This is a genomic window from Agaribacterium haliotis, from assembly GCF_002312815.1.
Lineage (GTDB): Bacteria > Pseudomonadota > Gammaproteobacteria > Pseudomonadales > Cellvibrionaceae > Agaribacterium > Agaribacterium haliotis.
In genome coordinates this window covers 409,746-434,456 of sequence record NZ_NKQJ01000001.1, presented here as the reverse complement: position 1 = coordinate 434,456, position 24,711 = coordinate 409,746, and the positions used below count along the sequence as shown (strand labels likewise).

Below are 24,711 nucleotides of genomic sequence, written 5' to 3'. Positions count from 1 at the left end.
TAAGTGCCGGGCTGCAAAAAGTTGCCCGGTGCTATTAATAGTGCACGGATAAAGCAAGCTATGACAAAGTCTGAACTTATTGAACGTATCGCCGATCAGCAAGATCAGCTAAGCCCGAAAGATATTGAGCTTGGCGTGAAGTTGATACTCGAAGAGATGTCGGGTGCGCTGGAATGCGGTGAACGCATAGAGATCCGTGGATTTGGCAGCTTTTCACTGCACTACCGCAACAGCCGTATGGGCCGCAACCCCAAAACCGGCGAGGCCGTTAAACTTGAGGGCAAATTTGTACCGCACTTTAAACCCGGTAAAGAGCTAAGAGATAGGGTTAATGACGCGATGGAAGAGCTGCCCGTGCGGCGTTTGTAAGCCTTGTTCTGCTTGGTGAATATGCGACTATCAGCGCTTTCGCCCTTACTTGTTTGAGAGGCAACCCTGTATCGTCACCAGCTTAAAAGCGCCCGAGATTGGTGAATCTCTGGCGCTTTTGTGTTTCTGGGGGGGGCTTTGCCTTGTTTGTATGTCAAAGTGCCGCAGCTTACAAAGGGCCCTCGCATTCACGGCGAGCTTATTGTTAATACAGTTGTTTAAGTAATAAGCAGAATCATTTTTTTAACTAAAAGTCACTAACAAAAACGGTCAGTTGGTGTCGATTTTAGTGTCAGGTTTCACTTTTTTTGTCTTTGTTTGATGTTGCTGTGTGAGTTATTACTAACTGTTACAAAAAGCTAGCAAACTCAGGGCCTTAGGGCTCACATACGCCCATCTTTCTGCTAGAATGCCGCCCCTTGATATCAGCTTGCAAGACGCCACCGTTTGACGTTTGTTCATTCAAATACTCAGCTAACGCAAGCCCAGTTATTCAGGACCCAGCATGAGCTTTGTACAACCCGTTATTCTCTCCGGTGGCAGCGGCACCCGTCTCTGGCCCAAATCCCGTAAAGCCTACCCAAAACAGCTGCACACCCTCTACGGTGACTACACCATGTTGCAGCATACGGTTTTGCGTGTGGCCACAAAAGCTGCGCCGATGGTGATCTGCAATGACAGCCAGCGTTTTATGGTCGCAGAGCAGCTTGCTGAACTTACAACGGACACAGAAAAAAAAGTACAAATCATACTCGAGCCCATTGGCCGCAATACCGCGCCAGCGATTGCTGTGGCTGCGTTGCAAGCATTAAAAACCGACGCCAATGCGGTGCTTGTGGTATTGCCTGCTGATCACCTAATCAAAGATACCAAAGCTTTCCAAGGTGCGCTGGATATTGCCATCAACAAGGCCGAAGAGGGGCTGTTAGTCGCCTTTGGCATTGTGCCAAGTGCAGCTGAAACAGGTTACGGTTATATCAATGCCGCAAGCAGCACAGAAACCGGCGCTGAGATAAAGAAGTTTGTTGAAAAACCAGATAGCGAAACCGCCCAGGCCTATGTAGACAGCGGCGAGTTTTTCTGGAATAGCGGCATGTTTGTGTTTAAAGCGCAGGGTTTTATAGACGAGTTAACACAGTTCGAACCCGCCATTGTAGAGCACGCAAATACCGCGCTGCTTGACGCCAAAGAAGACCTCGATTTCTGCCGCCTGGATGAAGCCGCGTTTAGCCAGTGCAATGATATAAGTGTTGACTACGCGGTAATGGAAAAAACCAGCAAAGCCTGGATGGTGCCACTTGATGCCAACTGGAGCGACCTGGGCAGCTGGGAAAGCCTATATCAAAGCCTTGAAAAAGACGAAAACGGCAATGTCTGCAAGGGCGATATTATTACGTATGAATGCAGTAATTCGCTGTTTCACAGTGAAAACAAACTTATCAGTGCTATTGGCCTAAAAGACATAGCCGTTATTGATACCGATGACAGCTTGCTCGTCTGTAACCTGGCCGATAGCCAAAATGTAAAACACATCGTCGATAAGCTCAAAACGGAAGGGCGCAGTGAAAGTAGCCTGCACCGCAAAGTCTACCGGCCATGGGGCAGCTACGACAGCATAGGCAGCGGCGAGCGCTATCAAGTGAAGTGTATTGAAGTGAAGCCGGGCGCCAGCCTAAGCCTGCAAATGCACCACCACCGCGCCGAGCATTGGATTGTAGTCAGTGGTACAGCCATTGTGCATCGCGGTGAAGAAGAGCACTTGTTAAGTGAAAACCAAAGTATCTATATACCGCTAGGTGAAACGCATCGTTTAACCAACCCTGGGAAGATTCCGTTGCAGCTGATTGAGGTACAGAGTGGGAGTTACCTGGGGGAAGATGACATTGTTCGTTTTGAAGATACTTTTGGCCGAGTGTAGCGCTACTGCTAGGCGTAACGAATTAGGGTAAAGAAAGGTAAACCATGGAAAAAGCCATAGCGCTGCTAGCTATATCTTTCACAGCTTGTTTTATTATTATCAAGCTGCTCAAACCTTTAGCCTATTGGGCCGAGCTGGTAGATAAACCGGGCGGGCGCAAAGACCACAAAGGTGTTATCCCACTTATTGGTGGTTTGGCTATTTATGCTGCCGTATCTATAAGTACCTTCTTCTTTATTGATCAGCCCTTGTTTATACGGCTATTTCTCCTGGCCGGTGGTTTGATTGTATTTATGGGTATGGTTGACGATCGGTACGAATTAAGTGCGCGTTTTCGCTTGGTTGGCCAATTACTTGTTTGTGGCATATTCGTTTATGGTTTAGATATTCGTATTACGAACTTCGGTAACCTCTTTGGTATGGGGGATATTACGGTTGGTTGGCTTGGCTACCCATTAACCGTGCTTTCATTAATGGGTGTAATGAACGCCTTTAATATGATGGACGGTATGGACGGTTTGGTTGGCTCGCTTTGCTTGGTGGTTTTTGCAGGCCTTGCTTATCTTTTTTGCCAAAGCTCTAACGTTGTTCCTGAATTCCTTTGTTTGACTTTTGTTGGTGCTATCTCTGCGTTTCTTATTTTTAATATTTGGGGGAGTCCTGGAGGAAATAGGCTCAGAAAAATTTTCATGGGTGACGCTGGGTCAATGTTTCTTGGTTTATGTATAGGTGTTCTTGTTGTGTATGGGGCTCAGAATCCAATTCGGAGTTTTGAGCCTATTACGGCCTTGTGGTTTGTGCTGTTGCCTATGACGGATATGTTCACCATTATGTATCGAAGAGTAAAGCGAGGGCGATCTCCTATGGCTCCTGATAGAACCCATATTCATCACATTTTGTTGAGGGCGGGATATAGCCGGTCTGATGCTCTTTGTATATTAGTTCTGGCTCAATCTGGTTGTGTCGTTTTGGGGATCGTATTAGCTGGGGATGCACTACTGTCTATTGCTTTTGCTTTAATTTTAGTCGCCTTGTATCAATACTTTCTAAAAAGATCATGGCGCTTCATCCGTTGGAAAAAGAGGTGCTCTAGTGTTTGCTAGTGTGGTGAGGAAATAATGGAACAAGCTGAAATCGATCTGTTAAAGCTTGCCCGCTTAATTCTAAGGCGGAAACTGCTGGTTATAACTATCGCCTTGGTGATTGTGGTGAGTATGGGATGGTACGCCAAGTCGTTGCCAGATATTTACCGTTCGGAGGTTCTTTTATCTCCAGTAGAGTCTGGTGCTGCTGGAGGGATTGGTAAGCTGGGTGGTCTAGCTTCCATCGCCGGGGTGGACTTGAGTGGGGGGAATAGTAAGGCTGATCTAGCTATCGAGGTTTTAAAATCACGACGCTTTTTAATGGGGTTCATTAAAAAGCATGAGCTTGAAGCTGTGGTGCTAGCTTCAGAATCTTGGGACAACGTAAGTGGTGATCTGATATATGATGAATCTATTTATGATAATGAAACAGGCGTTTGGTCTACTGCTCTACAGGAAAGGGGAGGGGGCGGCCCTAGCCTTCAAAAGGCGTATGATCATTTTGTGAAAAACTTCCAGGTGCTGGTAGATAAAAAGAATGGCTTTGTTCGGATTTCTTATGAGCACCCCTCTCCTTTTGTAGCACATGATGTAGTCGGTTGGTTAGTAGTAGATCTTGATAGTGATATGAGAGCTAGTGCTCTAAGGGATGCGAACAACAATATAGCCTATTTGAATAATAAGTCTGAGGGTACCTCTGTTGTAGAAGCTAGGGCGGTGTTCTATTCGTTACTCGAAGAGCAGATTAAATCTCGTATGTTTGCGGAAGTGAGTGCTGAGTTTGTATTCCGTGTTATTGATCCGGCGATTGTGCCTGAAGCGCCTGCTGGGCCCTTCAGGTTGTTGTATCTGATATTCGGCATAGCGTTTGGTTTTGGGGCTGGGATGTTCGCCTCTTTGTTTGTTGCTTGGCGTAAAGGTGAGCTTGGAGTAGTTGATTGAGCTTTATGGGACTTAATGTGAAAAATAAAGATAAAATTGCGGTCGTGGGTGCGGGTTTTTCAGGTGCTGTTATTGCCAATTTGCTCGCTAAAGAAGGCTTCTATGTTGATGTGTTAGATTCTCGTGATCATATTGGTGGGAACTGCTTTACCAAGAGATATGAAGATTCGGGTGTTGTTGAGCATGTTTACGGCCCCCATATTTTTCACACTGATAACGAAGATGTTTGGCGGTTTGTTACGAGTTTGGTGAAGTTTCGTAGTTACACCAATCGCGTAAAGTCTACGGTTAATGGGAGTGTGTATTCCTTGCCGATTAATCTCCATACTATCAATCAGTTTTTCAATAAGGTGCTTTCTCCTGGAGAGGCGCGGGAGTTTGTTTCTAATATGGGGGATCAATCAATTGCCGATCCTGTTACGTTTGAAGATCAAGCTCTGAAGTTTGTCGGGAAGGAGCTGTATGAGGCATTTTTTAAGGGATATACAGAAAAGCAGTGGGGTGTTTCTCCCCGAGAACTACCTGCTTCGATTTTGAAACGACTCCCGGTTAGATTTAATTACGATGACAATTATTTTAGTCATCGGTTCCAAGGTATGCCAGAGGATGGATATACGTCAATTTTTGAAAAACTCCTAGGGCATGAAAATATTAATGTTGTTTTGGGACGTGATTTTTCTCGTGAAGATCGAAAAAAGTATAAACATGTTTTTTATTCTGGTGCCATTGATGCATGGTTCGGGTTTGAGTACGGAGATCTAGGTTATAGAACTTTAGAATTTAAAAGGGAGGTCTATGATTTTGATTTTCAAGGGTGTGCGGTAATGAACTATGGTGATGCGTCAGTCCCATTTACTCGCCGCGCGCAGCATGACTATTTCTCACCTTGGGAAGAAGCCAAAAAACACGTTGTGTATACCGAATACAGTCGGGCCTCAGCTCGTGGCGATACACCGTATTACCCTATTAGGTTGGTAGAAGAGAAAGAGTTGCTCAAAAAGTACGTTGAACGAGCAAGTAAGGAAGTGGGTGTCACATTTGTCGGCCGTTTAGGTACTTATAGGTATCTAGATATGGATGTAACTATCTCTGAAGCGATGAATGTTGCGAATCAGTCCATAGCATGCTGGCTTGAAGGTCGCAGGCCTCCTTCCTTTTTCGTGGACCCTTTAGCATAGATGCTTGCTCGAGTATCGAAGTCCGCTGCCTTACTATTCTTGCAGCAGTTTTTTAACTTGGTGTTACCTTTGGTTGCGATGAAGCTTGTGGTTGATCGATATGGAGTCGATCAGTTTGGTAAGCTGGTTTTGTGCCAAGCATTAATGCAGTATTTCATGGTGGCTGTAGATTTTGGTTTTAATATTACTGCTACAAATTATGTGGCGAAAAACAGAGATCGAGCTCAGCTGCAAAAGAAGGTAGTAACGATATACTCTATCAAGCTACTATTTTTAGTGCTGTCATCAATTATTTGCTTAGGTTATGTGCTTTTTCTGCCCGAGTTGACTTACATGCTGTTGCTGTGCTTTGTTGCTGTGATTGGTCAGAGCTTATATCCATATTGGTATTTTTTAGGGTTGGAGCGGCTAATTGGTGTTACAGCTTTGTCGGTAATTGTTCGTGTTTTTTCATTGCTTGTTTTGGTGTTTTTCCTTGACAGTGATGATTCAATATTGATCTTTGTGTTTTTTTTATCTTTCCCTTATCTGGTTGTTGGTGTGGTAGGTCTGGGGTTACTGGCGACGCAGCTGTCGGGATTTACTCGGCAAGTCCATTTTCGAGATGTACTTTTTGAGCTGAAAGAGGGGTGGCCAATTTTTATTTCGAACTTTTGCTCAGTTGTTTATACAAACTCATCCGTAGTGATTGTATCCGGGTTGGCCGGTAGCAGCGCTGCAGGAATATATGGGGTTGCAGACCGTCTAATCAAGGCTGTTTTAGGTGGGGTGGGAGTAGTATCACAAGCCTTTTATCCGGTGACTAGCCAAGTATCCTCAAATAGTAAAATAGATGCATTTATTAGGTATATGCGAATGCCACTTGTCATAGCTTTAGTCTTCGGCGGGGCTGTGATTTCAGGCGTTTTTTTGGTGGGTGAGAGGGTAATGAACCTCGTTGTGGGGCAAGACGCGCTTGATATTTACTCAGTGCTATTAATACTATCTCCTATACCTATGATGGTGGGGCTTTCAAGCGTACTTGGCGTGCATATGCTAACTAACTTGGGTATGACAAGAGCTTTTGGCTTTTCAGTTCTTGTATCTACTATTTCTTTTGGTCTGTCTGTCGTTGTATTAGCGCCACTTTTGGGAGTAAATGGGGTCGCGTGGTCATATTTGTTGGCAGAATTAAGTGTCGTTGTCGTTATGGCTATTATGCTAGAGCACCGGTTTAGAGCTCTGAGTCGGGTGTTTGGGTTTAAGAGGGGGGTTAAATGAAGTACTTTTTTTTATGTCGCGGGGGGGCTGTTACAGGTGGCCCGGAGGCAATGCATCAGCTTGCAGCTGCAGCAAAAAAGGTTGGTCTGGATGCTTGTCTTGTGTACTACCCAGTTGGTCGAGCGTGGGAAGTACCAGAGGTTTATAGAGAGTACGATATAAATACTGCAGAGCGCGCTGATGACTCATCGGAGTCTGTGATTGTTGCTTGTGAGACTGAAACTGGGGTGTTGAGGAAGTTTAAAAAGGCTACGTGCTGTGTTTGGTGGTTAAGCGTTGATAATTACTATAAGTCACGCAGCCTAATAAAAGCTAGGGTTCGTAGTTTTATTGATGGGTATCGATCTTTTTCAGTAAATCAGATGGGGGCTTTTTGGCATCTAGCGCAGTCGGAATATGCTCGTAGCCATCTTAAAGAGATAGGGTTTAAGAATGTAATGATGCTATCTGATTATCTCAATTCAAAGTTCTTTGAGCCGGGTAGTGCAGTCACAAAGCGGAAAGCTGTCGCTTACAATCCGGCTAAGGGGCGGGAGTACACTATGCGTCTAATTGAGGAGTCGCGTCCTGATCTTGAGTGGGTTCCTATTGTTGGGTTATCACCCGATGGAGTTCATCAGCTTTTAAGGGAGGTTATGGTCTACGTCGATTTTGGCGGTCATCCTGGTAAAGATCGAATCCCTAGGGAAGCTTGTATGTCTGGGTGCTGCGTAATTACAGGGAAAAAAGGAAGTGCTGGCTTTTCACAAGATGTCCCTATCCGAGATGAGTTTAAGTTTGATCAAGATTGTCCCGAGTTTTCCCAGCTTGTATTGAAAAAAATATATGAGTGTGTAGATGAATTTGATCAGAAGATCGAAAAGTTTAAAGGGTATCAAGATCTAATTCGTGGGCAGCAGTCTTTGTTTGAGAGGGAGGTGGCAGAGTTTGGGCGAGTCTTTAAAGAAAGATGACGATAAAGTTGTTATTGTTGTTGTAAATTATTTCTCATCAAGACTTTTAGAAAAAAATCTGCCTAAGTTGGTCTTGCTTGGAAAAGTTGTCGTGGTTGACAACTCTTGCTGCGCCATTGAACGGCGGGCTTTAGAGTCTCTAGAGGCGAATAATCTTGGTGTGTATGTTGTCTATTCAAAATCAAATGTTGGCTTTGGTGGGGGGTGTAATCTGGGGGTGGAGTTTGCTCTTGATCTCGGCTTTCAGTTTCATTCTATTGGGTTGGTAAATCCTGATGTTTGCATCGCTGAGCCTGAGTCGATGAAGGAAGCTTTAGCCCGTTTTGAACGTAGTGAGGCGGCCTATTTTCAGCCAAGAGTGATAGACTCTAGAGGTGCTCGGTCAGTTCAAGGGTTGCGACATGCCGCGCCTGTACCGTTATTGTTGTCTTATACTTTTCTTCGAGGATGCATATCTGCACTAGCGGTCCTTCGTGTATACCCAAGTGAAGACGCGGACACTCAAAGTATCTTTGTTCCCTCTGGAGCTTGTGTGTTTGTGAAAACGCAAGTGCTGCAGCAATCTGGAGGTATTCCGCAAAATAATTTTTTATATTTTGAGGAATTGTTGTTTGCGCATCGAGCTCGCGTAAAGTCGGGTTACCTTGATGAGCATGTTAGTGTTCTTCATGAAGTGGGGGCTACGACCGGGCACAAGGCTGGTAAGGGGAGCCCCAAAATGCTTCGTTATAGGCTGACTTCCCATTTGTCCTGTGTGGATGAAATGCTAGAAGGAAGATTATTCTCAAAGGTTTTTGTTAAAGCTCTTATTGGTTTGGATTATTTTTTTCGACGTATTTATATGGCGGTGTAAAGTGATATTAAATTTGAGGGGTGGCTTTGGAAATCAGTGTATTCAGTTATCCCAGTTTAAATCGGTTGATGAGCTGGATGGCCTGCGAGTGAATATATACTCTTCTAATTTGGCCCCCCCTTTTGTTGGAGCTCTAAAAGAAAAAGCCTTTTCTTCACTTGCTTGCCATCTTTTAGGTGGGGGGCTTAGGAAGATACTTAGTGTAATGGCTAGATCCCAAAAAGACCTAGATGGAAGTTTTCTAAAAGACGGTTATTGGCAATACGGGGAGGTGCCATCTGTTTTCCCTTTGTGGGTGGCAAACTCTATCAAGAAACATTTGGTCGATGTGTCTGAAGAGCCAGTAGTAATGCATGTTCGGGGTGGGGACTATCTTAATAATAAGTCTCTAGCTACTTATGTGAGTCTTGATGAGGAATATTATCGAAACGCTCTTGAAGAGTTGCTCGAGAGCGGGGTTGATATTTCTCGAGTGGTTGTTGTTACTAACGACCTGGATGCAGTTTCGAATGTGCTTGAAGATCTTCAGGGGCATTTCGATGGTATTGGTTTTGAGGTTGCGCCTAGGGGGATGTGGGAAGATTTCAGTCTTTTATATGCATCGCAAAACTGTATTTGTGCAAATAGTAGTTTTTCTCTCGCGGCAAGAATTTTAAGGAATACCCATTCACGGAATGGAAGAACTGTATATCCCTCACCTTGGTTTAAAGCTCGAACATATGAGGATCCGGTTTACAAGGACTTTCATCCTGTTTTGGTTAGGTATGAGCGGGCTGAATAGTAGTGGAAAAATTTTCCGTTTTAATGTCTGTTTATGAAAAAGAGAGCCCAGAGTACCTCAGAGAGGCGCTTAGTAGTCTATCTCATCAGACCCTGTTGCCCAGCGAAGTTGTAATTGTTGAAGATGGGCCAATTTCAAGTGAGCTTAGCCAAACTATTTCCGAGTTTAGTGATGCGCTACCAATTGCTCGTTTTCCCTTGAGTGTTAATGTGGGCCTCGGAAGAGCTCTCAATATTGGAATGGAACGTTGTAGCTATGAACTAGTTGCTCGGATGGATACTGATGATATTTGCGTGGGAGATCGGTTTTATAAACAGGTTGGCAATATGGTCGATGATCCAGACTTGGCTGTTTTGGGGGGGGCAATAGAAGAATTTGATACTGTTCCCGGAGATTTAGCTAGGGTTAGGTCTACACCAACTACATACAAAGCGATATGTGGGTTTTTGAAAACAAGAAATCCTTTTAATCATATGACTGTACTGCTTCGAAAGAGTGTGATCCTTTCCGTGGGAGGCTATAGGGATTTTCCTGGGTTTGAAGATTATGAGCTTTGGACGCGTGTAATTGCGGCAGGATACAAAGTTGGAAATCTTAGCGATGTTTTGGTATATGCTCGAGTAGGTAATGGAATGTTGGCTCGTCGATCCGGCTGGTCATATTTTGGGGCCGAAGTTCGGGCATATATGGCATTTTATAAGAGTGGTGCTCTTTCTTTGTTTGAGGCACTTGTTGCTTTAATGTTGAGGTTTTTTGTCCGGCTCATACCTAAGAGACTTCTTGGTATAGTATATCGAGCCTTTTTGCGTGGCTAGCCCCTTTAAGATTAGCCTTAGGTGGGGGTGCGATTGGCTTGTTGGAGAAGTGAGCGTACTATATGTGATGGCGGTGTTTCTGCTCTCCCTGATGTGGGCATTGCTGATTGCTGTAGTCGTGGAAGGGGTTAGTTTAGATTTTCAGCCAATTGTTGAGGTTATTAGTGTCTTCCGGGAGGTGGAAGGCGTTGGCGCAAAACTTTATTGGGCCTTTTCCGGTAATACACTTCTGCTGTTTTTTTTAGATTTAGCTTTCCCTGGGCTCTCTCCATTAGAGCAAACGAAGTTACTTTATGTATTCGCTGCGTTCGTTCGATGTTTTGTATTGTTTCTGATCTTCCGGCCTTATGCAGCAGTTTGTCTTTTGTTCGCATTTACTTGGGCTTTTGATCTTAATCAGGCGAGGTTGTCGGTCGCATTTAGTTTCTATTTACTGTTTTTGGTTTCAAAAAGGCCTTCTTGGGCTGTGTTGGCGATGCTGACTCATAACCTTGTTTGGCCCTTGGCTTTATATAGGGTTGTTCCGAAGTCTCTTAGGGTAATAAGTCTTGTTGGGGGACTAGCTCTAATAGTGATGGTGGTGCCAATCGTGTTTCCCCGTTATTTAGTAGTCTTTGAAGGTCACCAAATACCAAAAAACATATTGATCTATGTGATTCTGGCGTTACCCATCATATGGGGGCTATTTAGGTTGAGGCTCTCTGCTCCTGAAATACAGGTTTGTGGCGGGCTTTTTTTTGCGCTGTTTTTCCTCGTTCGGATGGGGATGTCTCCAGTATATTTAGGGCGAGTAGCTGAGTTGTTGTTTCATGTTACCGTAGTGTATATGTTTTTGTATGCTACTAATATTGGTTATCAAAAACAAATAGGACGTAGTGTTATGGTTGTGCAGCTTTTTTCCTACGCCATGGCAGTTTCTATTTTAGTAGGGCTTTACCAGGTTGCCACGATTAGTGGCAATATCTGGCGTTTTTTTTAGGAGGGTATATGAAGAAGGCTTTAATAACAGGTGTTACAGGTCAAGACGGATCCTATCTTGCGGAATTTTTGTTAGAAAAGGGGTATGAAGTTCACGGTATTAAACGTCGTGCTTCTTCGTTTAATACTGATCGCATAGATCATATTTTTCAGGATCCTCATATAGAGGGCAGTAAATTTAAGCTGCATTATGGAGATCTGACCGATACTTCTAACCTAGTTAGGTTGCTCCAGGAGATTGAGCCCGATGAAGTCTACAACTTGGGGGCTCAGTCGCATGTGGCGGTTTCGTTCGAGTCACCAGAATACACCGCTGATTGTGATGCGGTTGGGACTTTAAGGCTTTTGGAAGCGATTCGATTTAGTGGCTTGGAAAAGAAAACTCGTTTTTACCAAGCTTCTACATCTGAGTTATATGGCTTGGTTCAAGAGGTGCCTCAAAAAGAGACTACTCCTTTTTATCCAAGGTCGCCCTATGCAGTTGCAAAACTATATGCGTACTGGATTACCGTGAATTATCGTGAGTCTTATGGTATCTATGCGTGCAATGGCATTTTGTTTAATCACGAATCGCCTCGTAGAGGGGAAACTTTTGTCACGCGAAAAATTACCAGAGCTCTAGCAAACATCTCTCAAGGCCTTGAGAAATGTTTGTATTTGGGGAATATGAATGCTTTAAGAGACTGGGGGCATGCCAAAGACTATGTTCGAATGCAGTGGCTAATGCTTCAGCAAGATAAGCCCGAAGATTTTGTAATTGCTACGGGTAAACAGATATCAGTTCGTGAATTTGTTGCAATGTCTGCAAAAGCTTTAGGTATTGAAATTGAGTTTTCTGGAGAGGGTATTGATGAGGTGGGTAGGGTTGCATCTATTTCAGGAGATGTCGCTCGCTTCCTAAATGTTGGCGATACGCTAGTAAGGGTTGATCCTCGGTATTTCCGGCCAGCAGAGGTAGAAACTCTTCTGGGTGACCCCACTAATGCTAAACAAAAGCTCGGTTGGGTTCCAGAAATTACAGTGGAAGAAATGTGTCGAGAGATGGTTGAGGCTGATTTGCAGAAGGCAAAGCAGCACGCACTGCTCAAGTCTCACGGTCACGATATTTCGGTAAGCGTGGAGGGTTAGCGTTGAAAGTTTTTGTGACCGGTGGTCGCGGTATGGTGGGGAGAAATGTAATTTCTCTTGCTAAGCAGCATGATTTCGAGATCTGTTCTCCGTCCAGTTCTGAGCTAAATTTATTGGATGCTCAAGCTATCCATGACTCTATACAACAGTTTAGACCGGATGTTGTCATTCATGCGGCTGGAAAAGTTGGCGGCATTCAAGCGAATATTCAATCTCCGTTTGATTTTTTTTATGATAATTTGCAGATGGGTATAAACGTAGTTTATGCAGCTTGGCAAAATGGAGTGGATAAGCTTATAAACCTCGGTAGTTCTTGTATGTATCCCAAAAACGCAACGAATCCTCTTAGGGAGGATTGCGTTCTTTCTGGCGACCTGGAACCTACAAATGAAGGGTACGCTTTAGCAAAGCTTTCCGTGGGTCGAATGTGTGAATATCTTTATCGACAATACGGGGTGGAGTACAAGACAATTGTTCCGTGTAACTTGTATGGTCTGTGGGATAAGTTTTCTCCAAATAACTCTCATATGGTTCCAGCTGTAATCCGTAAAATTCACGAAGCGTCAGTTTCTGGATCTCATGATGTTGAAATTTGGGGGGACGGCAAGGCTCGAAGAGAATTCATGTTCGCAGAGGATTTAGCAGACTTTATACTCTATGCAATAAGGAACTATGATCACATACCTTCATTTATTAATGCAGGGGTTGGCATTGATCATAGTATTGTTGAGTATTACGAGACTATTGCAAAGATTATTGGGTTCAACGGCCGGTTTGTACATGATTTGACAAAGCCTTCAGGTATGTCTCAAAAACTTGTAGATGTTTCAAAGCAAAAAGAACTTGGCTGGTCGCCTAAAACCAGTCTGGTGGACGGTATTCAGTTAACATATAAACACTTTTTGGAGGAGCAAATATGAGGCTTCCACTTGCGACAGCAACTTGGGATGAGTGCGAATACCAAGCAATTCAAGACGTTGTTGAGTCGGGCATGTTTAGCATGGGTCCTAAGGTTAAGGCGTTTGAAGAGGCGTTTGCCAAGTATGTTGGCTCAAAGTTCTGTGTAATGGTGAACTCTGGCTCTTCTGCAAATTTGCTCGCAATTGCAGCATTGAGATATCGTAAGCAAGGCATGGCACTTCATCCTGGTGATGAGGTTATCGTACCAGCAGTTTCTTGGTCAACAACGTATAGCCCGCTCTATCAATATGGGCTAAAAATAAAATTTGTTGATGTTGACCCAAACACACTAAACATATGTTTAGATGCATTGGAACAAGCGATCACTGACGATACAAAAGCGATCATGTCAGTAAACTTATTGGGTAACCCGGTCGATTATACAAGAGTAAAGCATCTTGCTCATCAAAAGAGTATTTTGTTAATTGAGGATAACTGTGAGTCTCTAGGTGCCTCGCTTGATGGGAAACAAGCTGGGACGTTTGGTGTTTTAGGTACTTTTAGTAGCTTTTTTAGTCATCATATATCCACGATGGAAGGGGGAATGGTTGTTACAGATGACGAAGAGCTATACCATATTATGCTTTCATTGCGTTCGCATGGTTGGACACGCCACCTTCCTTTTGATAATAGGGTTTGTGATAAAAGTGACAATGATTTTGACGAATCATTTAGGTTTGTATTGCCTGGGTATAATCTTCGTCCTTTAGAAATGTCCGGCGCTTTAGGGTTGGAACAGCTTAAGAAGCTTGACAAATTAATTGATGGAAGAAGAAAAAACGCTGCTGCTTTTAAGATGGCGTTTTCGGATATTGAAGGAGTCAGAGTTCAGAAGGAAGTTGGTAGTAGCTCTTGGTTTGGGTTTTCAATAGTGCTTGAAAAATATCCTGATCTAAGGGAGGGGCTGATTTCTTCTCTTGTAGATCGAGGTGTTGATTGTAGGCCGATTGTTGCTGGAAATTTCGCTAACAACTCAGTTGTTGATTATTTTGACTCTACCATTCACGGTAGCTTGGTGAATGCCGATGAAGTTGATAGGTGTGGCTTTTTCATTGGTAATCATCACCATGATGTTAGTGATGAGTTATTTCAAATCGCTGAGTTTATTAAAGCGTTTTTGAAGGATAGGGGGGCGAAATGTTAGCCGTCGTTGGTGGAGCTGGATTTATAGGGTCTAGATTATGTAAAAGGCTTCGGGATTCCAAAGAGGACTTTAATATACTTGATAAAGCCTCGTCGCCGGTTTTTCCTGATCTTTCTGAAAATGTTGATGTTAGAGACTTGTCAGCTCTTTCAAAAGCTATGAAGGGTTGCTCTAGAATTGTAAATCTTGCAGCTGAGCATAGAGATGATGTGAGCCCAAAAAGTCTTTATCGCGAAGTAAATGTAGATGGTGCAAAAAACATTTGCGAAGCTGCTCGTGCGAATAACGTAAACTCAATTGTTTTCACTAGCTCAGTGGCAGTATATGGTTTTGCTCCGCTTGGCACCGGTGAGGATGGCGAAATTAACCCTTTTAACGACTACGGCAGTACAAAGTGGGAGGCTGAAAAAATATTTCGTTCCTGGCAGCAGGAAGATCCCGATAGTCGAACCTTGACTATTATTCGTCCTACTGTCGTTTTCGGTGAGCGTAACAGGGGGAATGTATATAACCTTCTAAAGCAAATCGCTTCAGGGAAGTTTTGCATGATCGGTAAAGGGAATAATCGAAAGTCGATGGCGTATGTTGAAAATGTCGCTGCATTTATTGAGCATTCTCTACGGTTTTCTCCGGGTATTCATACTTATAATTATATCGATAAGCCGGATTTTGATATGAACACCCTTGTTAGTAACTGTAATGCCAAGCTGCGGGGTGAAGCTTTAATTGGTATGCGCTTGCCAAAGGTTTTTGGCTTGTGTGTTGGTTATGCGTTTGACCTTTTGGCTTTTTTTACCCGGAAAAAGTTTGCTATTAGCTCTATTCGTGTAAAAAAATTCTGTGCAGATTCTATGTATTCTACTGCGGTTGAAGAGACGGGTTTTGTCCCGCCTGTAAAACTAGAAGATGCCTTAGATAAAACTCTTCAGTTTGAGTTTTTAGAAGATAATTCTACTGAGCCCGTTTTTTATTCGGAATAAAATATACTGAGTCAGAGTAAAATTTACTCTGACTCAGTATATTTTAGCCGTATTGAGACTCAACCCAATCCTGATAAGAACCATCCATCACCTTGCTCCACCACTCTTCATTATCCAGATACCACTGTAAAGTCTTCTTAATACCTGTTTCAAAACTTTCTGCAGGTACATAACCTAGCTCGCCTTCAGCCTTAGTTGGATCAATAGCATAGCGACGGTCATGGCCAGGGCGATCTTTTACGTAGGTGATAAGCGATGCAGCATCACCAGATATGGCTGCTTGGGCTTCTGGGAAACGCTTGGCTAACTCACTGTCTTCAGCAAATGTGTCGTTCATAAGCTTACAAACCAGCTGAACGATGTCGATATTGGTCCACTCGTTAATACCACCAATGTTGTAGCACTCGCCAACTATGCCTTTGTTGATAACCAGCTCAATTCCTCTTGCGTGATCTTCAACATATAACCAGTCACGAATCTGTTTTCCGTCACCATAAATAGGAAGGGCTTTGTTGAACAGAATATTGGTGATGACTAGTGGTATCAGCTTTTCCGGGAAGTGGTAAGGGCCGTAGTTGTTGGAGCAGTTGGAGGTACTCACCTGTAAGCCGTAGGTGTGTAAGTATGCGCGAACCAAGTGGTCACTAGCGGCTTTACTTGCTGAATACGGAGAGTTTGGTGCGTAAGGTGTACTTTCGTTAAAGGCCGGGTCGTCTGCTTCAAGCGTACCGTAAACTTCATCTGTGCTTACGTGGTGGAAGCGGTGCTCGGGTTTTAGGCCTTCATCTATCCACAGTTTTTTGGCTGCTTTTAGCAAGCTGTGTGTACCGATGATATTGGTTTCAATAAAGGCATCTGGGCCGGTAATTGAGCGGTCTACGTGGCTTTCTGCTGCGAAGTGAACAATGGTGTCTGCATCGTGCTCGCGGAGTAGCTTTTCCGCTAGGTCTTGATCGCAGATGTTGCCGTGGACAAAAGAGAAGTTCCTATTGTCTTTTACTGGGTCTAGATTCGCGATATTACCCGCATAGGTCAGTGCATCCAGAACAACAACTTTGTCTTCAGGGTATTGGCCTAACCAGTAGTGAACAAAGTTGGCGCCAATAAATCCGGCGCCGCCGGTTACGAGTAGTGACTTAGGCATGGTCTAGATTCTTCTCTTCGTTTTGATTCTGCTGCAAGGCCTTTAGTTCTTGCAGCATAGCTTTAAGTTGTTCGTTCCAGTGTGTGTTCTCGATCTGAGAGATTGCTTTGAGTACTTTGTCTTTGCTGAGAACACTGAATGCTGGGCGTTCTGCTGGGGTTGGGTAGCCCGAGCTAGGAATGGCATTAAGCTTGGCTTTTTTCTGCAGTAGGCCTAAGTTCAGACCTTCAGACTGGATGGCTTCAGCGAAGTCGTACCAACTGGCTACGCCGGCGTCGCTCCAATTGTATAGGCCCTCGATCTTTTCATCGATTGCGTGCCAGCATAATTCGGCGAGGCCCTTTGCCCAGGTAGGTGTGCCTACTTGGTCAACGACGATATTTAGCTCATCGCGCTCATTCATAAAGCGCAGCATGCTTTTTACAAAGTTGTTTCCGTGAGCGGAGTAGACCCAGGCTGTGCGAATAATTGCCCATGGGCCTGTCGCATACCGTTCTAGCGCTTTTTCTCCCGCTAGTTTACTGGCACCATATACGCTGAGTGGGCGAGGCGTCGCGTTTTCATCAAGTGGCGTAGTGTGAGTACCGTCAAAAACAAAGTCAGTACTTATCTGCAGAAGGTAGCAGTTGCTACCTGCGTATTTAGCTAAGTTGGCAACGCCTGTTTCATTTACCGCGTACGCTAGCTCTTGTTCTTCTTCAGCTTTATCGACTGCGGTGTAGGCTGCGGCGTTAATAATAACGTCGGGTTTGTGTGTGCCCAGATAGTTTTCTACAGCGCCCGCGTCGGTAATATCTAAGTCGTCAGCACTTGCATACAGTAGGGTGGTAGAGGCGCCTGCGCTACGCTTGAGTTCCCATGCTAGCTGTCCGCCAGCGCCGGTGATTAATACTTTCATTATTTGTCCTGAAAGATGTCCCGAACCGGGCCTATTTAAACTTATCTGCTTGCTCGAAACCTGGTGCTTGAGCGTCTTTTTCTGAGAGTGTTGGTGCCTGATTATCAACGAGTGGCCAGTCAATACTCAGCCTTGAATCATTCCAAAGCAAAGAGCGTTCATACTCCGGTGCATAGTAGTTCGTACATTTATAGACAAATTCAGCACTTTCACTGGTGACGTAAAAGCCATGAGCAAAGCCTTCGGGAACCCACAGTTGACGTTTGTTTGCTGCGCTTAGTTCTACCCCCACCCATTGGCCAAACGTTGCAGAGCTTTTGCGTATATCGACGGCTACGTCGTAGACAGATCCTTTTACCACTCGTACGAGCTTTCCCTGAGGGTTTTGAATTTGGTAGTGGAGGCCCCGAAGTATTCCTTGTGCGCTGGAGCTATGGTTTTCTTGCACAAATTCGCGCGGTGCGCATTTTTCATTGAACTCACTGGCACGGAAGGTTTCCATGAAAAAACCGCGATCATCTCCAAATACTTGAGGTTCGAGAATGACGACCTCAGGGATTTTTGTTTGTATGAATTTCATTCTTATTTATATCTGTTGAATTAGTACACATCACGGTCAAGTAGACCAAGCAGGTAGTTTCCGTAACCACTTTTTTGCAGTGGTTTAGCGAGGGAGCGCAGTTGGTCGGCACTGATAAAGCCTGAGCGGTAGGCTACTTCTTCAGGGCAGTTTACTTTTAAGCCCTGTCGTTTTTCAATCGTGCTAATAAACTGCGCTGCTTCTAGTAGGTGGTCGTGGGTTCCGGTATCAAGCCAGGCCGTGCCTCTACCCATGATTTCAACCTGGAGATTTCCTGATTTGAGGTAGTGGTCAATTACATCGGTAATTTCAAGCTCACCTCTAGGAGAGGGTTCAACGTTTGCAGCCACTTTACAGACTGTATTGTCAAAGAAATAAATACCGGGTACTGCGTAATTACTTTTGGGGTGAGTTGGTTTTTCTTCAATTGATAGAGCTTTACCGTTTGCGTCAAACTCAACAACACCGTAAGCCTGAGGGTTGGCTACGTGGTAACCAAAAACAGTCGCGCCACGTTCTTGTGCGCAGGCATTTTGCAGGGTGGTCGCCAGATCATGGCCGTAAAATAAGTTGTCACCTAATACCAGAGCTGCAGACTCACCATTGAGAAACTGTTCTCCGATAATAAAGGCTTGCGCAAGGCCTTCGGGCTTGGGTTGTTCTGCATAGCGTATTTCTAAGCCCCACTTGGCGCCATCACCAAGCAGTGCCTCAAAGCGGGGAAGCTCAATCGGAGTACTGATGATCAAAATTTCTCTTATTCCCGCCTGCATTAATGTTGCCAAGGGATAGTAGATCATCGGCTTGTCGTAAACAGGCATTAGCTGCTTGCTTACAACTTGGGTGAGGGGGTAGAGACGCGTGCCGCTACCTCCCGCAAGGATTATGCCTTTGCGATTCATATTGTTGTTACTTGTTGTGCTGTTTTTCTGCGTCACGATAATATGGCGAAGCTATTCCCGTATGAAGTTGAGTCAGTTAAAGCTGTTAAACAAAGCAACTTCAGTTTGCAGGGTAGCTCAGCCCTTCTATGAGCGAGTCTATCATTAGTTGGTGTAAAAGCTTTTATACCAGTTAACAAAGCTTTCGACCCCTTTATAAATATCAACAGTCGGCTGATGGCCAGTCGCAGCCACGAGTGAATCAATTTTACCACGGATGACATGAGGGATGTTTTGTTGGTATGGAATTTTCAGTTGGATTCGGGTCCTGCCCGAGGAAGGTTTGCCCCGCGAGCGAAGCGAGTGCATTGGGTATAACGGGGAGGGGCTGTCCCCGTCAGGGGATGAGCCCTTCCCATCAGAGGATGAACTCTTCCCATCAAGGAAGGAGCCGTTCCCATTAGGATATGAGCCCTTTCTATCAGCTTGCGTGGGCGTTTGTGCTTTCTTGCTCTGGCACTTGGTTGCGGTTGTTGTTGCTTTTACAAGCGTATTTGCTGGTCTAGCCAATCAGCCTTGTGGGTTGCTTGTATAGGGCGTATTTGCCGCAGGCGCGTACTTCGTCGACGATTTCTTTTAGGTAGGTGTAGGCTTTGTCGTGCAGTTCGCGACCGCTGCTGCCGCCGAGTTTGTCTCCGTTGGCTTTTGCCAGCAAGGTGGCGATTTTGTCGGCGGTGGTGGCAGCTTGGTCCAGGCGTGCCAGGTCGAAGTTGATGGCTTGCAGGGCTTCGCTGTGTTGGCGGCCCAGTGCGGCGAGCGTGCTTAGGTCTTGAATCATGTCGGCGTGGCTGTTGCCGTCGGCGATGTGGCTTACGCGGCCGAGTAGGTCTTGGTGTTTTCTGAACGCGTAGCGGAAGTTGCGTAGCAGGTTGTCGCGCATGTCGTAGGCGTTTTGTTGTTGCTCGGCCCACTGTGCTTCGGCTTCACGCAGTGCGCCAACGCGTTCGCTAAGTTGTTGCAGGTAGTTTTTGTTCAGGCCGTGCTGGTTGAGTGTTTCCTGATCTCGCCTTCCTGGCAAAAGTAAAAAATAGCGTGGGCGCCAACAGCAATTTTCGATAGCCCTTTCGCACGTAGGTCACACTTGTACCTAAATCGGGATTGTTCGAGATGGATTCGAGGGCAGAAAAAATATCGTCAATGTAGCTGTCGGCACTTTCAGCCCCCCCATTGTTCGAAGGAGTATTGCCAAATATCGATCAGGTCTACATCTGCAAGCTTTGACTTCTTTATGTGTCGCACTATTTTTGCAGTCTCTGTCTCGCTATGGCTTTGACTCCATCAGCAGATAAGCCTTGTTCAAAACCACTCTGCTCGCCTTCGGTTAAGGCTGCACGAAGAGCGTTTAGCTTCAAAGATTGATACTCTGTTTCAGACAGTACAACGGCGACTGGCTTTCCATTACGTGTAACGCTTACTGGCCCTGATTGTGACTTTAACAGCAGTTCGCCAAATTCACGCTTTGCATCAGATGCTCTATAAGTCTCCATGGAGCCCTCCAAAAGTGATCATTTTGATTATTTTAATCATTTTTGCATCTGTGAGGTAAGTTGGTGGGGCGATGATGGTATGCGAGGGGTAGTCACATCCATACCCGTCATGCCGGACTTGATCCGGTATCTAGATTGCGGGTCGGAGGTCGCTGCAAAAGTTTGCCCCGCGAGCGTAGCGAGTGTTTAGGGTATGGCTAGGCAGAGCTGGGGCTTAGGTGGTTAATCTTAATGATTAGTTGGCATCCAATTGGTCTTCGTCGAGAGGGGGGCTTCCCCCTTTGCGGGTGAGTATTTCCCTGAAGTCGTCTAGGTTTGCACTTTGCGAGCGTTTTTCAAAGAATGAGCTGGTTTCCAGAGCCATTATTTTTTCTGCCACTGTAAGTGTTACAAATTGGTTGATGCTGGTGCCTTCCTGCTCTGCGGCCCGGCCCTGTGTAAACTCCCTGATAAGCTGCCCGCTGTGGATTGCCTACATTTGCATGACTGATTATAGCCAGTTGTTACGTTGTTGGTAAGCGTTAGGCTGCCGCTGCTGCTAGCGCCGCCTAATGCTATTTTATCCGCTTGCTAGATCTTTGGGGTTCGGGCTTTGTCTCGCATTTTACAAAGCCAATATTCAGCCCAAACGGTTTAGCAATTTTTAGCAGGGTTTCTAGTTCTGGGTTGTGTTTGTCGTTTTCGATGGCGCTAACTACCTTTCTTGAAAGTCCGACGATGCGCTTGCCGTACTCTTCTTGTGTCATGCCTAATAATAGGCGCATCTGTTTGGTGGCTTGGCCGATGCTGAGTTCACCGCTTGGAATTTTATTAAGTAACTGTCGTTTTTGGCTGTTAAAGCGTTCGGGGTCGAGTTTTTCGATTTTAGCTTTAGGCATGTCAGCGTTACCTTAGCGTTTGTAGGGCTGTTTGGCTGGCTTTGCTGCAACGAGTGATGATGTCTTGGTCTATGCCAAGTGCGTGCATGGTTTTATCGAGCTGTTGCAGAGCTTCTGTGAGTGGATTTAGATCCCGCTCAAGTTGCTGTGTATTTGCCCAGGGTTCAAAAAAATTGACAACGGCTTTCCAGTTTGGGCGGCCAGCGTGTTCTTTGTCTTTGTCCCATCGGGTTACACGGGCAATACCTTCGGGGTCTAGGTACATGGGGGCGAAGTCAAAGAGGGGGCTTAGTTCGCAATCGCCTGTGCGATTGCGCAGAATAGCTGTATTTCTGCCGTGGTTATCGGTGTTGCCCATAACTGTATTGAGTATGTCGCGCTTTATATATTCCAGAGCCGTGGCGTAATGCTTGTCTGGGGCCGTATGTGCCATCAATGCTTGGCACAATTGTTCGTGGCTGGCGGCTTGCCCAAAATGGGCGATGCCTGCGACAGAGTAGAGCGATTCGACGGCCAGCCTCACTGTCCGCCCGTCTTTTTGTAAGCGATCAAAACGTGGAATAAACAGCGCTTGCTCGTGTAGCTCCAGTGGCTTTGCAACTTTTAGTTGGAATTGCCTTGCCACTTCAAGATAGGGCGCTTCATTTTTTAACACTTTAGTGTCGGCCGGTTTTTTACCGCGAGGGAATTTTACAATCCAGTGGTCTCTTATTTTACTGTCGCTGATTGCGCCTTCGGCGTGCCAGCGGTCTTGAGTGTCGCGAACCAAGAGAAATTTGGGGGCTTCGCCTTGCACATCTGTCGCTCCGCTAACGGCTGCGCCACGTTGATATGCGTATTCTATAAAACCTTCTTGTTTGTTGATGATTTCAGCTTTGCTAAAACCCGGGTGCTCATTTATTGGCTGAAGCTCTCCGCCTGAATCCGGTAATGTAGAAGAGATTTTTGATTGATACGCAGCCGCTTCTTTAATACGCAGGTTACCTACCGGGTTGGCGCTGGCGTGTTTTAATAATTCAAACTCGCCACTTAGGCCGGTACTAATATTCAGGCGTTTTGCCCAGCGCCTGCGGCCTTCGCCCCCCGGTAGCAAATCAAGCAAAAACGCAGGCCACTGCGCTTCGGTATGGCTTGTGAAGTCCACCGGGTAGCGACAGCTCAACACGGCGCCGGCGCTGTTTGGGGCATGCATATGATCGATAACAAAGGGGGCTAAATAATCAAGCTTTGTTGCCCCCTGGTGACCGGCTTCGGGTTTATCAAAAGAAATTTCAGCGGCGTCATGCCACTGCTTGCCCAGAAAGATTTGTACACATAAACGATTCATATGGGTACTTTATGGGGGCATAAATGTGCTGTCAACGTCTTTTATGGGTGCTATGCTACTCATAAAAGGCCTATTTTGATGGCGAAATTTTTCTAAACGCAGTAGTTCCCGCCGGTTTTTCTTATTCAGCCAACTTTATTCAAACACAACTCCAACCAGCGCTCAGCCGCTTTACTTGTCGCACTGTGGCGCTGTTTGACGATATTAAAGTGGCGCCGCATTGGGCGTTTTTTTAGTGGCAGGGCTTTGAGGCTGCCGAGTTTTATTTCATCGGCGACGGCAATTTCAGAGAGGCAGCCAAGGCCAAGGCCAGCTTTAACGGCGTTTTTTATGGCTTCGTTGTGGGTCAGTTCGGCGCGGATATTGAGCTTGGCGAGCAGGTCGCTCATGCTTTTATCGAAGGTTTGCCTGTGCGCCGAGCCGGGTTCGCGCAAAATCCACTCGGCTTTGAGCAAGTCTTTGTCTGTTAGTTCTGTGCAATGCGCCATTGGGTGATCGGCCGCGCAAAAAACAAGCATATTGTCGGGGCGCCAGGGGCTGAGCGTTAGATCTTTGTGGTGAACCTCGGCTTCAATTAGGCCTATGTCGACTTCAAAGTTCAAAACTTTACTGATGATCTCCGGCGAGCTGCCGACACGGATATCGACCTTTACTTCGGGGTAGAGTTGGTTAAAGCGCGCTAAGTAGTTAAACGCCAGGTAGTTGCCAATGGTTAGGCTGGCGCCGACACGCAGTTGTTCTTGCTGCTCGTAATTGAGCAGCTCGTTTTCAAAATCCTGGGCTTCATTTAGCAGCCGTTCGGCCTTGGCGCGCAGCTTACTGCCTTGCTGGTTCAGGCGCACGCGCTTGGCGCTGCGTTCAAATAGTTGCAGCTCATAGCGTTTCTCAAATTCCTGCAAGGCTGTGCTGGCCGCAGACTGCGACATATTTAGATCTTTTGCCGCGAGGCTAATGCTCTGGTGGCGGGCGACGGCAAGGAAGATTTCGAGTTGGCGCAGGGTGTATTTCATTATTTAGCTGCGTGTGTTTTGTTTGTGCTGATTATGCGTCAGTATAATCGATATTATGCATCGCTTTAATCGGATTTCTGAATGCTGCTTTTGTGCGTATAATGCACAGCCAAATTTTTAGTCAGGTCTGATAAAGGTCTAAGCAATGGATGAATCCAGACGTACTCACCTCAAGCAGCTTGAGGCCGAGTCTATTCACATTATTCGTGAGGTTGCGGCGGAGTTTGATAACCCCGTCATGCTCTATTCAATTGGTAAAGACAGTGCGGTTATGCTGCACCTGGCTCGCAAAGCCTTTGCCCCTGGTGTGCCTCCTTTCCCTTTGCTGCACGTAGACACTACGTGGAAATTTAAGGAGATGATTGAGTTTCGCAACAAGATGGCCGAAGAAGTGGGTATGGAGCTGCTGGTTCATACCAACCAAGAAGGCAAAGAGGCGAACATTAACCCCTTTGATCACGGTTCGGCGAAGTACACCGATATTATGAAAACTGTGGCCCTGAAGCAGGCGCTGGACAAGTACCAGTTTGACGCTGCTTTTGGTGGTGCCCGTCGCGATGAAGAGAAGAGCCGTGCAAAAGAGCGCGTCTATAGCTTCCGCGATAAAAATCACCGTTGGGACCCTAAAAACCAGCGCCCAGAGCTTTGGAACCTGTACAACAGCCGTGTAAACAAGGGTGAGAGCATCCGTGTTTTCCCTCTGTCGAACTGGACGGAGCTGGATATCTGGCAGTACATCTACCTTGAAAGCATCAAGATTGTGCCTCTGTATTACAGCGCCCCGCGCCCGGTTGTTGAGCGCGACGGCATGCTGATTATGGTCGATGATGAGCGCCTGCCGTTGGAAGAGGGCGAAGTACCCGAAGAGAAGTGGGTGCGTTTTCGTACTCTGGGTTGTTACCCGCTGACCGGTGCGGTTGAGTCTAAGGCTGAGACTCTGCCTGAGATTATTCAGGAAATGTTGCTGACGACGACTTCAGAGCGTTCAGGGCGTGCGATTGATCACGACCAGAGCGGTTCAATGGAGAAGAAAAAACGCGAAGGCTATTTCTAAAAATCGATGCTTAGCTAGTTTACTTGCCATCGCGGCCGCTTTTGGCCGCTC

The 24,711-nt window shown here is 45.7% G+C and carries 26 protein-coding genes; 16 read left to right on the top strand and 10 right to left on the bottom strand.

Annotated features, from left to right (window positions below; all coding sequences use genetic code 11):
- Window positions 1-48: 48 nt before the first annotated feature.
- From ihfB to CFK45_RS01870, 15 genes are all read left to right on the top strand, one after another.
- Entirely contained in the window at window positions 49-369 is a 321-nt protein-coding gene (gene ihfB / locus CFK45_RS01940) for an integration host factor subunit beta (protein ID WP_275655673.1), read from the top strand.
- Window positions 370-874: 505 nt separating this feature from the next.
- Window positions 875-2,287, top strand: a complete 1,413-nt coding sequence (locus tag CFK45_RS01935; RefSeq protein ID WP_096084703.1) for a mannose-1-phosphate guanylyltransferase/mannose-6-phosphate isomerase — start codon at window positions 875-877, stop codon at window positions 2,285-2,287.
- Window positions 2,288-2,331: 44 nt separating this feature from the next.
- On the top strand, window positions 2,332-3,390 hold the full coding sequence (locus CFK45_RS01930; RefSeq protein ID WP_096084702.1) for an MraY family glycosyltransferase: 1,059 nt from the start codon (window positions 2,332-2,334) through the stop codon (window positions 3,388-3,390).
- Window positions 3,391-3,405: 15 nt separating this feature from the next.
- The gene (locus CFK45_RS01925; protein WP_096084701.1) at window positions 3,406-4,311 is read left to right on the top strand and encodes a Wzz/FepE/Etk N-terminal domain-containing protein; all 906 of its coding nucleotides are present in this window, start codon (window positions 3,406-3,408) and stop codon (window positions 4,309-4,311) included.
- 17 nt (window positions 4,312-4,328) lie between these two features.
- Complete coding sequence (gene glf / locus CFK45_RS01920; RefSeq protein ID WP_096084897.1) at window positions 4,329-5,489, top strand: UDP-galactopyranose mutase; 1,161 nt, start codon at window positions 4,329-4,331, stop codon at window positions 5,487-5,489.
- The gene (locus CFK45_RS01915; RefSeq protein WP_096084700.1) at window positions 5,490-6,749 is read left to right on the top strand and encodes an oligosaccharide flippase family protein; all 1,260 of its coding nucleotides are present in this window, start codon (window positions 5,490-5,492) and stop codon (window positions 6,747-6,749) included.
- Window positions 6,746-7,702 carry a hypothetical protein gene (locus CFK45_RS01910; RefSeq protein WP_096084699.1) on the top strand — a complete coding sequence of 319 codons (957 nt, stop codon included), beginning with the start codon at window positions 6,746-6,748 and terminating at the stop codon, window positions 7,700-7,702. Before CFK45_RS01915 ends, CFK45_RS01910 begins: the two co-directional genes overlap by 4 nt.
- Window positions 7,677-8,555, top strand: coding sequence for a glycosyltransferase family protein (locus tag CFK45_RS01905; RefSeq protein WP_096084698.1), 879 nt, complete (start codon window positions 7,677-7,679; stop codon window positions 8,553-8,555). Before CFK45_RS01910 ends, CFK45_RS01905 begins: the two co-directional genes overlap by 26 nt.
- A 1-nt stretch (window position 8,556) precedes the next feature.
- Window positions 8,557-9,336 (top strand): alpha-1,2-fucosyltransferase, encoded by a 780-nt coding sequence (locus CFK45_RS01900; RefSeq protein ID WP_096084697.1) that lies wholly within the window; start codon window positions 8,557-8,559, stop codon window positions 9,334-9,336.
- Window positions 9,337-9,338: 2 nt separating this feature from the next.
- Window positions 9,339-10,151 (top strand): glycosyltransferase, encoded by an 813-nt coding sequence (locus tag CFK45_RS01895; protein ID WP_096084696.1) that lies wholly within the window; start codon window positions 9,339-9,341, stop codon window positions 10,149-10,151.
- 49 nt (window positions 10,152-10,200) lie between these two features.
- Window positions 10,201-11,130 carry a hypothetical protein gene (locus CFK45_RS01890; RefSeq protein ID WP_143247448.1) on the top strand — a complete coding sequence of 310 codons (930 nt, stop codon included), beginning with the start codon at window positions 10,201-10,203 and terminating at the stop codon, window positions 11,128-11,130.
- Window positions 11,131-11,138: 8 nt separating this feature from the next.
- Window positions 11,139-12,257, top strand: a complete 1,119-nt coding sequence (gene gmd / locus CFK45_RS01885) for a GDP-mannose 4,6-dehydratase (RefSeq protein WP_096084694.1) — start codon at window positions 11,139-11,141, stop codon at window positions 12,255-12,257.
- Between the two features lie 2 nt (window positions 12,258-12,259).
- Window positions 12,260-13,177, top strand: a complete 918-nt coding sequence (locus tag CFK45_RS01880; RefSeq protein ID WP_096084693.1) for a GDP-L-fucose synthase family protein — start codon at window positions 12,260-12,262, stop codon at window positions 13,175-13,177.
- On the top strand, window positions 13,174-14,361 hold the full coding sequence (locus tag CFK45_RS01875) for a DegT/DnrJ/EryC1/StrS family aminotransferase (RefSeq protein WP_096084692.1): 1,188 nt from the start codon (window positions 13,174-13,176) through the stop codon (window positions 14,359-14,361). The genes CFK45_RS01880 and CFK45_RS01875 overlap by 4 nt, the downstream gene beginning before the upstream one ends.
- Entirely contained in the window at window positions 14,355-15,341 is a 987-nt protein-coding gene (locus tag CFK45_RS01870; RefSeq protein WP_096084691.1) for an NAD-dependent epimerase/dehydratase family protein, read from the top strand. The genes CFK45_RS01875 and CFK45_RS01870 overlap by 7 nt, the downstream gene beginning before the upstream one ends.
- A 43-nt stretch (window positions 15,342-15,384) precedes the next feature.
- Here CFK45_RS01870 and rfbB read toward each other — a convergent pair whose 3' ends face one another.
- The 10 genes from rfbB to CFK45_RS01820 form a co-directional block, all read right to left on the bottom strand.
- Window positions 15,385-16,485 (bottom strand): dTDP-glucose 4,6-dehydratase, encoded by a 1,101-nt coding sequence (rfbB, locus tag CFK45_RS01865; protein ID WP_096084690.1) that lies wholly within the window; start codon window positions 16,483-16,485, stop codon window positions 15,385-15,387.
- Window positions 16,478-17,383 (bottom strand): dTDP-4-dehydrorhamnose reductase, encoded by a 906-nt coding sequence (gene rfbD, locus CFK45_RS01860; RefSeq protein ID WP_096084689.1) that lies wholly within the window; start codon window positions 17,381-17,383, stop codon window positions 16,478-16,480. Before rfbD ends, rfbB begins: the two co-directional genes overlap by 8 nt.
- A gap of 31 nt (window positions 17,384-17,414) precedes the next feature.
- Entirely contained in the window at window positions 17,415-17,963 is a 549-nt protein-coding gene (gene rfbC / locus CFK45_RS01855) for a dTDP-4-dehydrorhamnose 3,5-epimerase (RefSeq protein WP_096084688.1), read from the bottom strand.
- Window positions 17,964-17,983: 20 nt separating this feature from the next.
- Entirely contained in the window at window positions 17,984-18,865 is an 882-nt protein-coding gene (gene rfbA / locus CFK45_RS01850; protein ID WP_096084687.1) for a glucose-1-phosphate thymidylyltransferase RfbA, read from the bottom strand.
- A gap of 541 nt (window positions 18,866-19,406) precedes the next feature.
- Entirely contained in the window at window positions 19,407-19,922 is a 516-nt protein-coding gene (locus CFK45_RS01845; protein ID WP_096084686.1) for a hypothetical protein, read from the bottom strand.
- A 220-nt stretch (window positions 19,923-20,142) separates the two neighbouring features.
- Entirely contained in the window at window positions 20,143-20,391 is a 249-nt protein-coding gene (locus CFK45_RS01840) for a type II toxin-antitoxin system Phd/YefM family antitoxin (RefSeq protein WP_096084685.1), read from the bottom strand.
- Window positions 20,392-20,626: 235 nt separating this feature from the next.
- The gene (locus CFK45_RS18785) at window positions 20,627-20,755 is read right to left on the bottom strand and encodes a hypothetical protein (RefSeq protein ID WP_275655667.1); all 129 of its coding nucleotides are present in this window, start codon (window positions 20,753-20,755) and stop codon (window positions 20,627-20,629) included.
- Between the two features lie 190 nt (window positions 20,756-20,945).
- A complete protein-coding gene (locus CFK45_RS01830) occupies window positions 20,946-21,269 on the bottom strand; it encodes a helix-turn-helix transcriptional regulator (protein WP_096084683.1) in 324 nt (107 codons plus the stop codon).
- Between the two features lie 7 nt (window positions 21,270-21,276).
- Entirely contained in the window at window positions 21,277-22,596 is a 1,320-nt protein-coding gene (locus tag CFK45_RS01825) for a type II toxin-antitoxin system HipA family toxin (protein ID WP_096084682.1), read from the bottom strand.
- Between the two features lie 125 nt (window positions 22,597-22,721).
- Window positions 22,722-23,606 (bottom strand): LysR family transcriptional regulator, encoded by an 885-nt coding sequence (locus CFK45_RS01820; protein ID WP_096084681.1) that lies wholly within the window; start codon window positions 23,604-23,606, stop codon window positions 22,722-22,724.
- 145 nt (window positions 23,607-23,751) lie between these two features.
- On the opposite strand from CFK45_RS01820, the gene cysD reads away from it, so the two are divergent.
- A complete protein-coding gene (cysD, locus tag CFK45_RS01815) occupies window positions 23,752-24,660 on the top strand; it encodes a sulfate adenylyltransferase subunit CysD (RefSeq protein ID WP_096084680.1) in 909 nt (302 codons plus the stop codon).
- Window positions 24,661-24,711 lie beyond the last annotated feature (51 nt).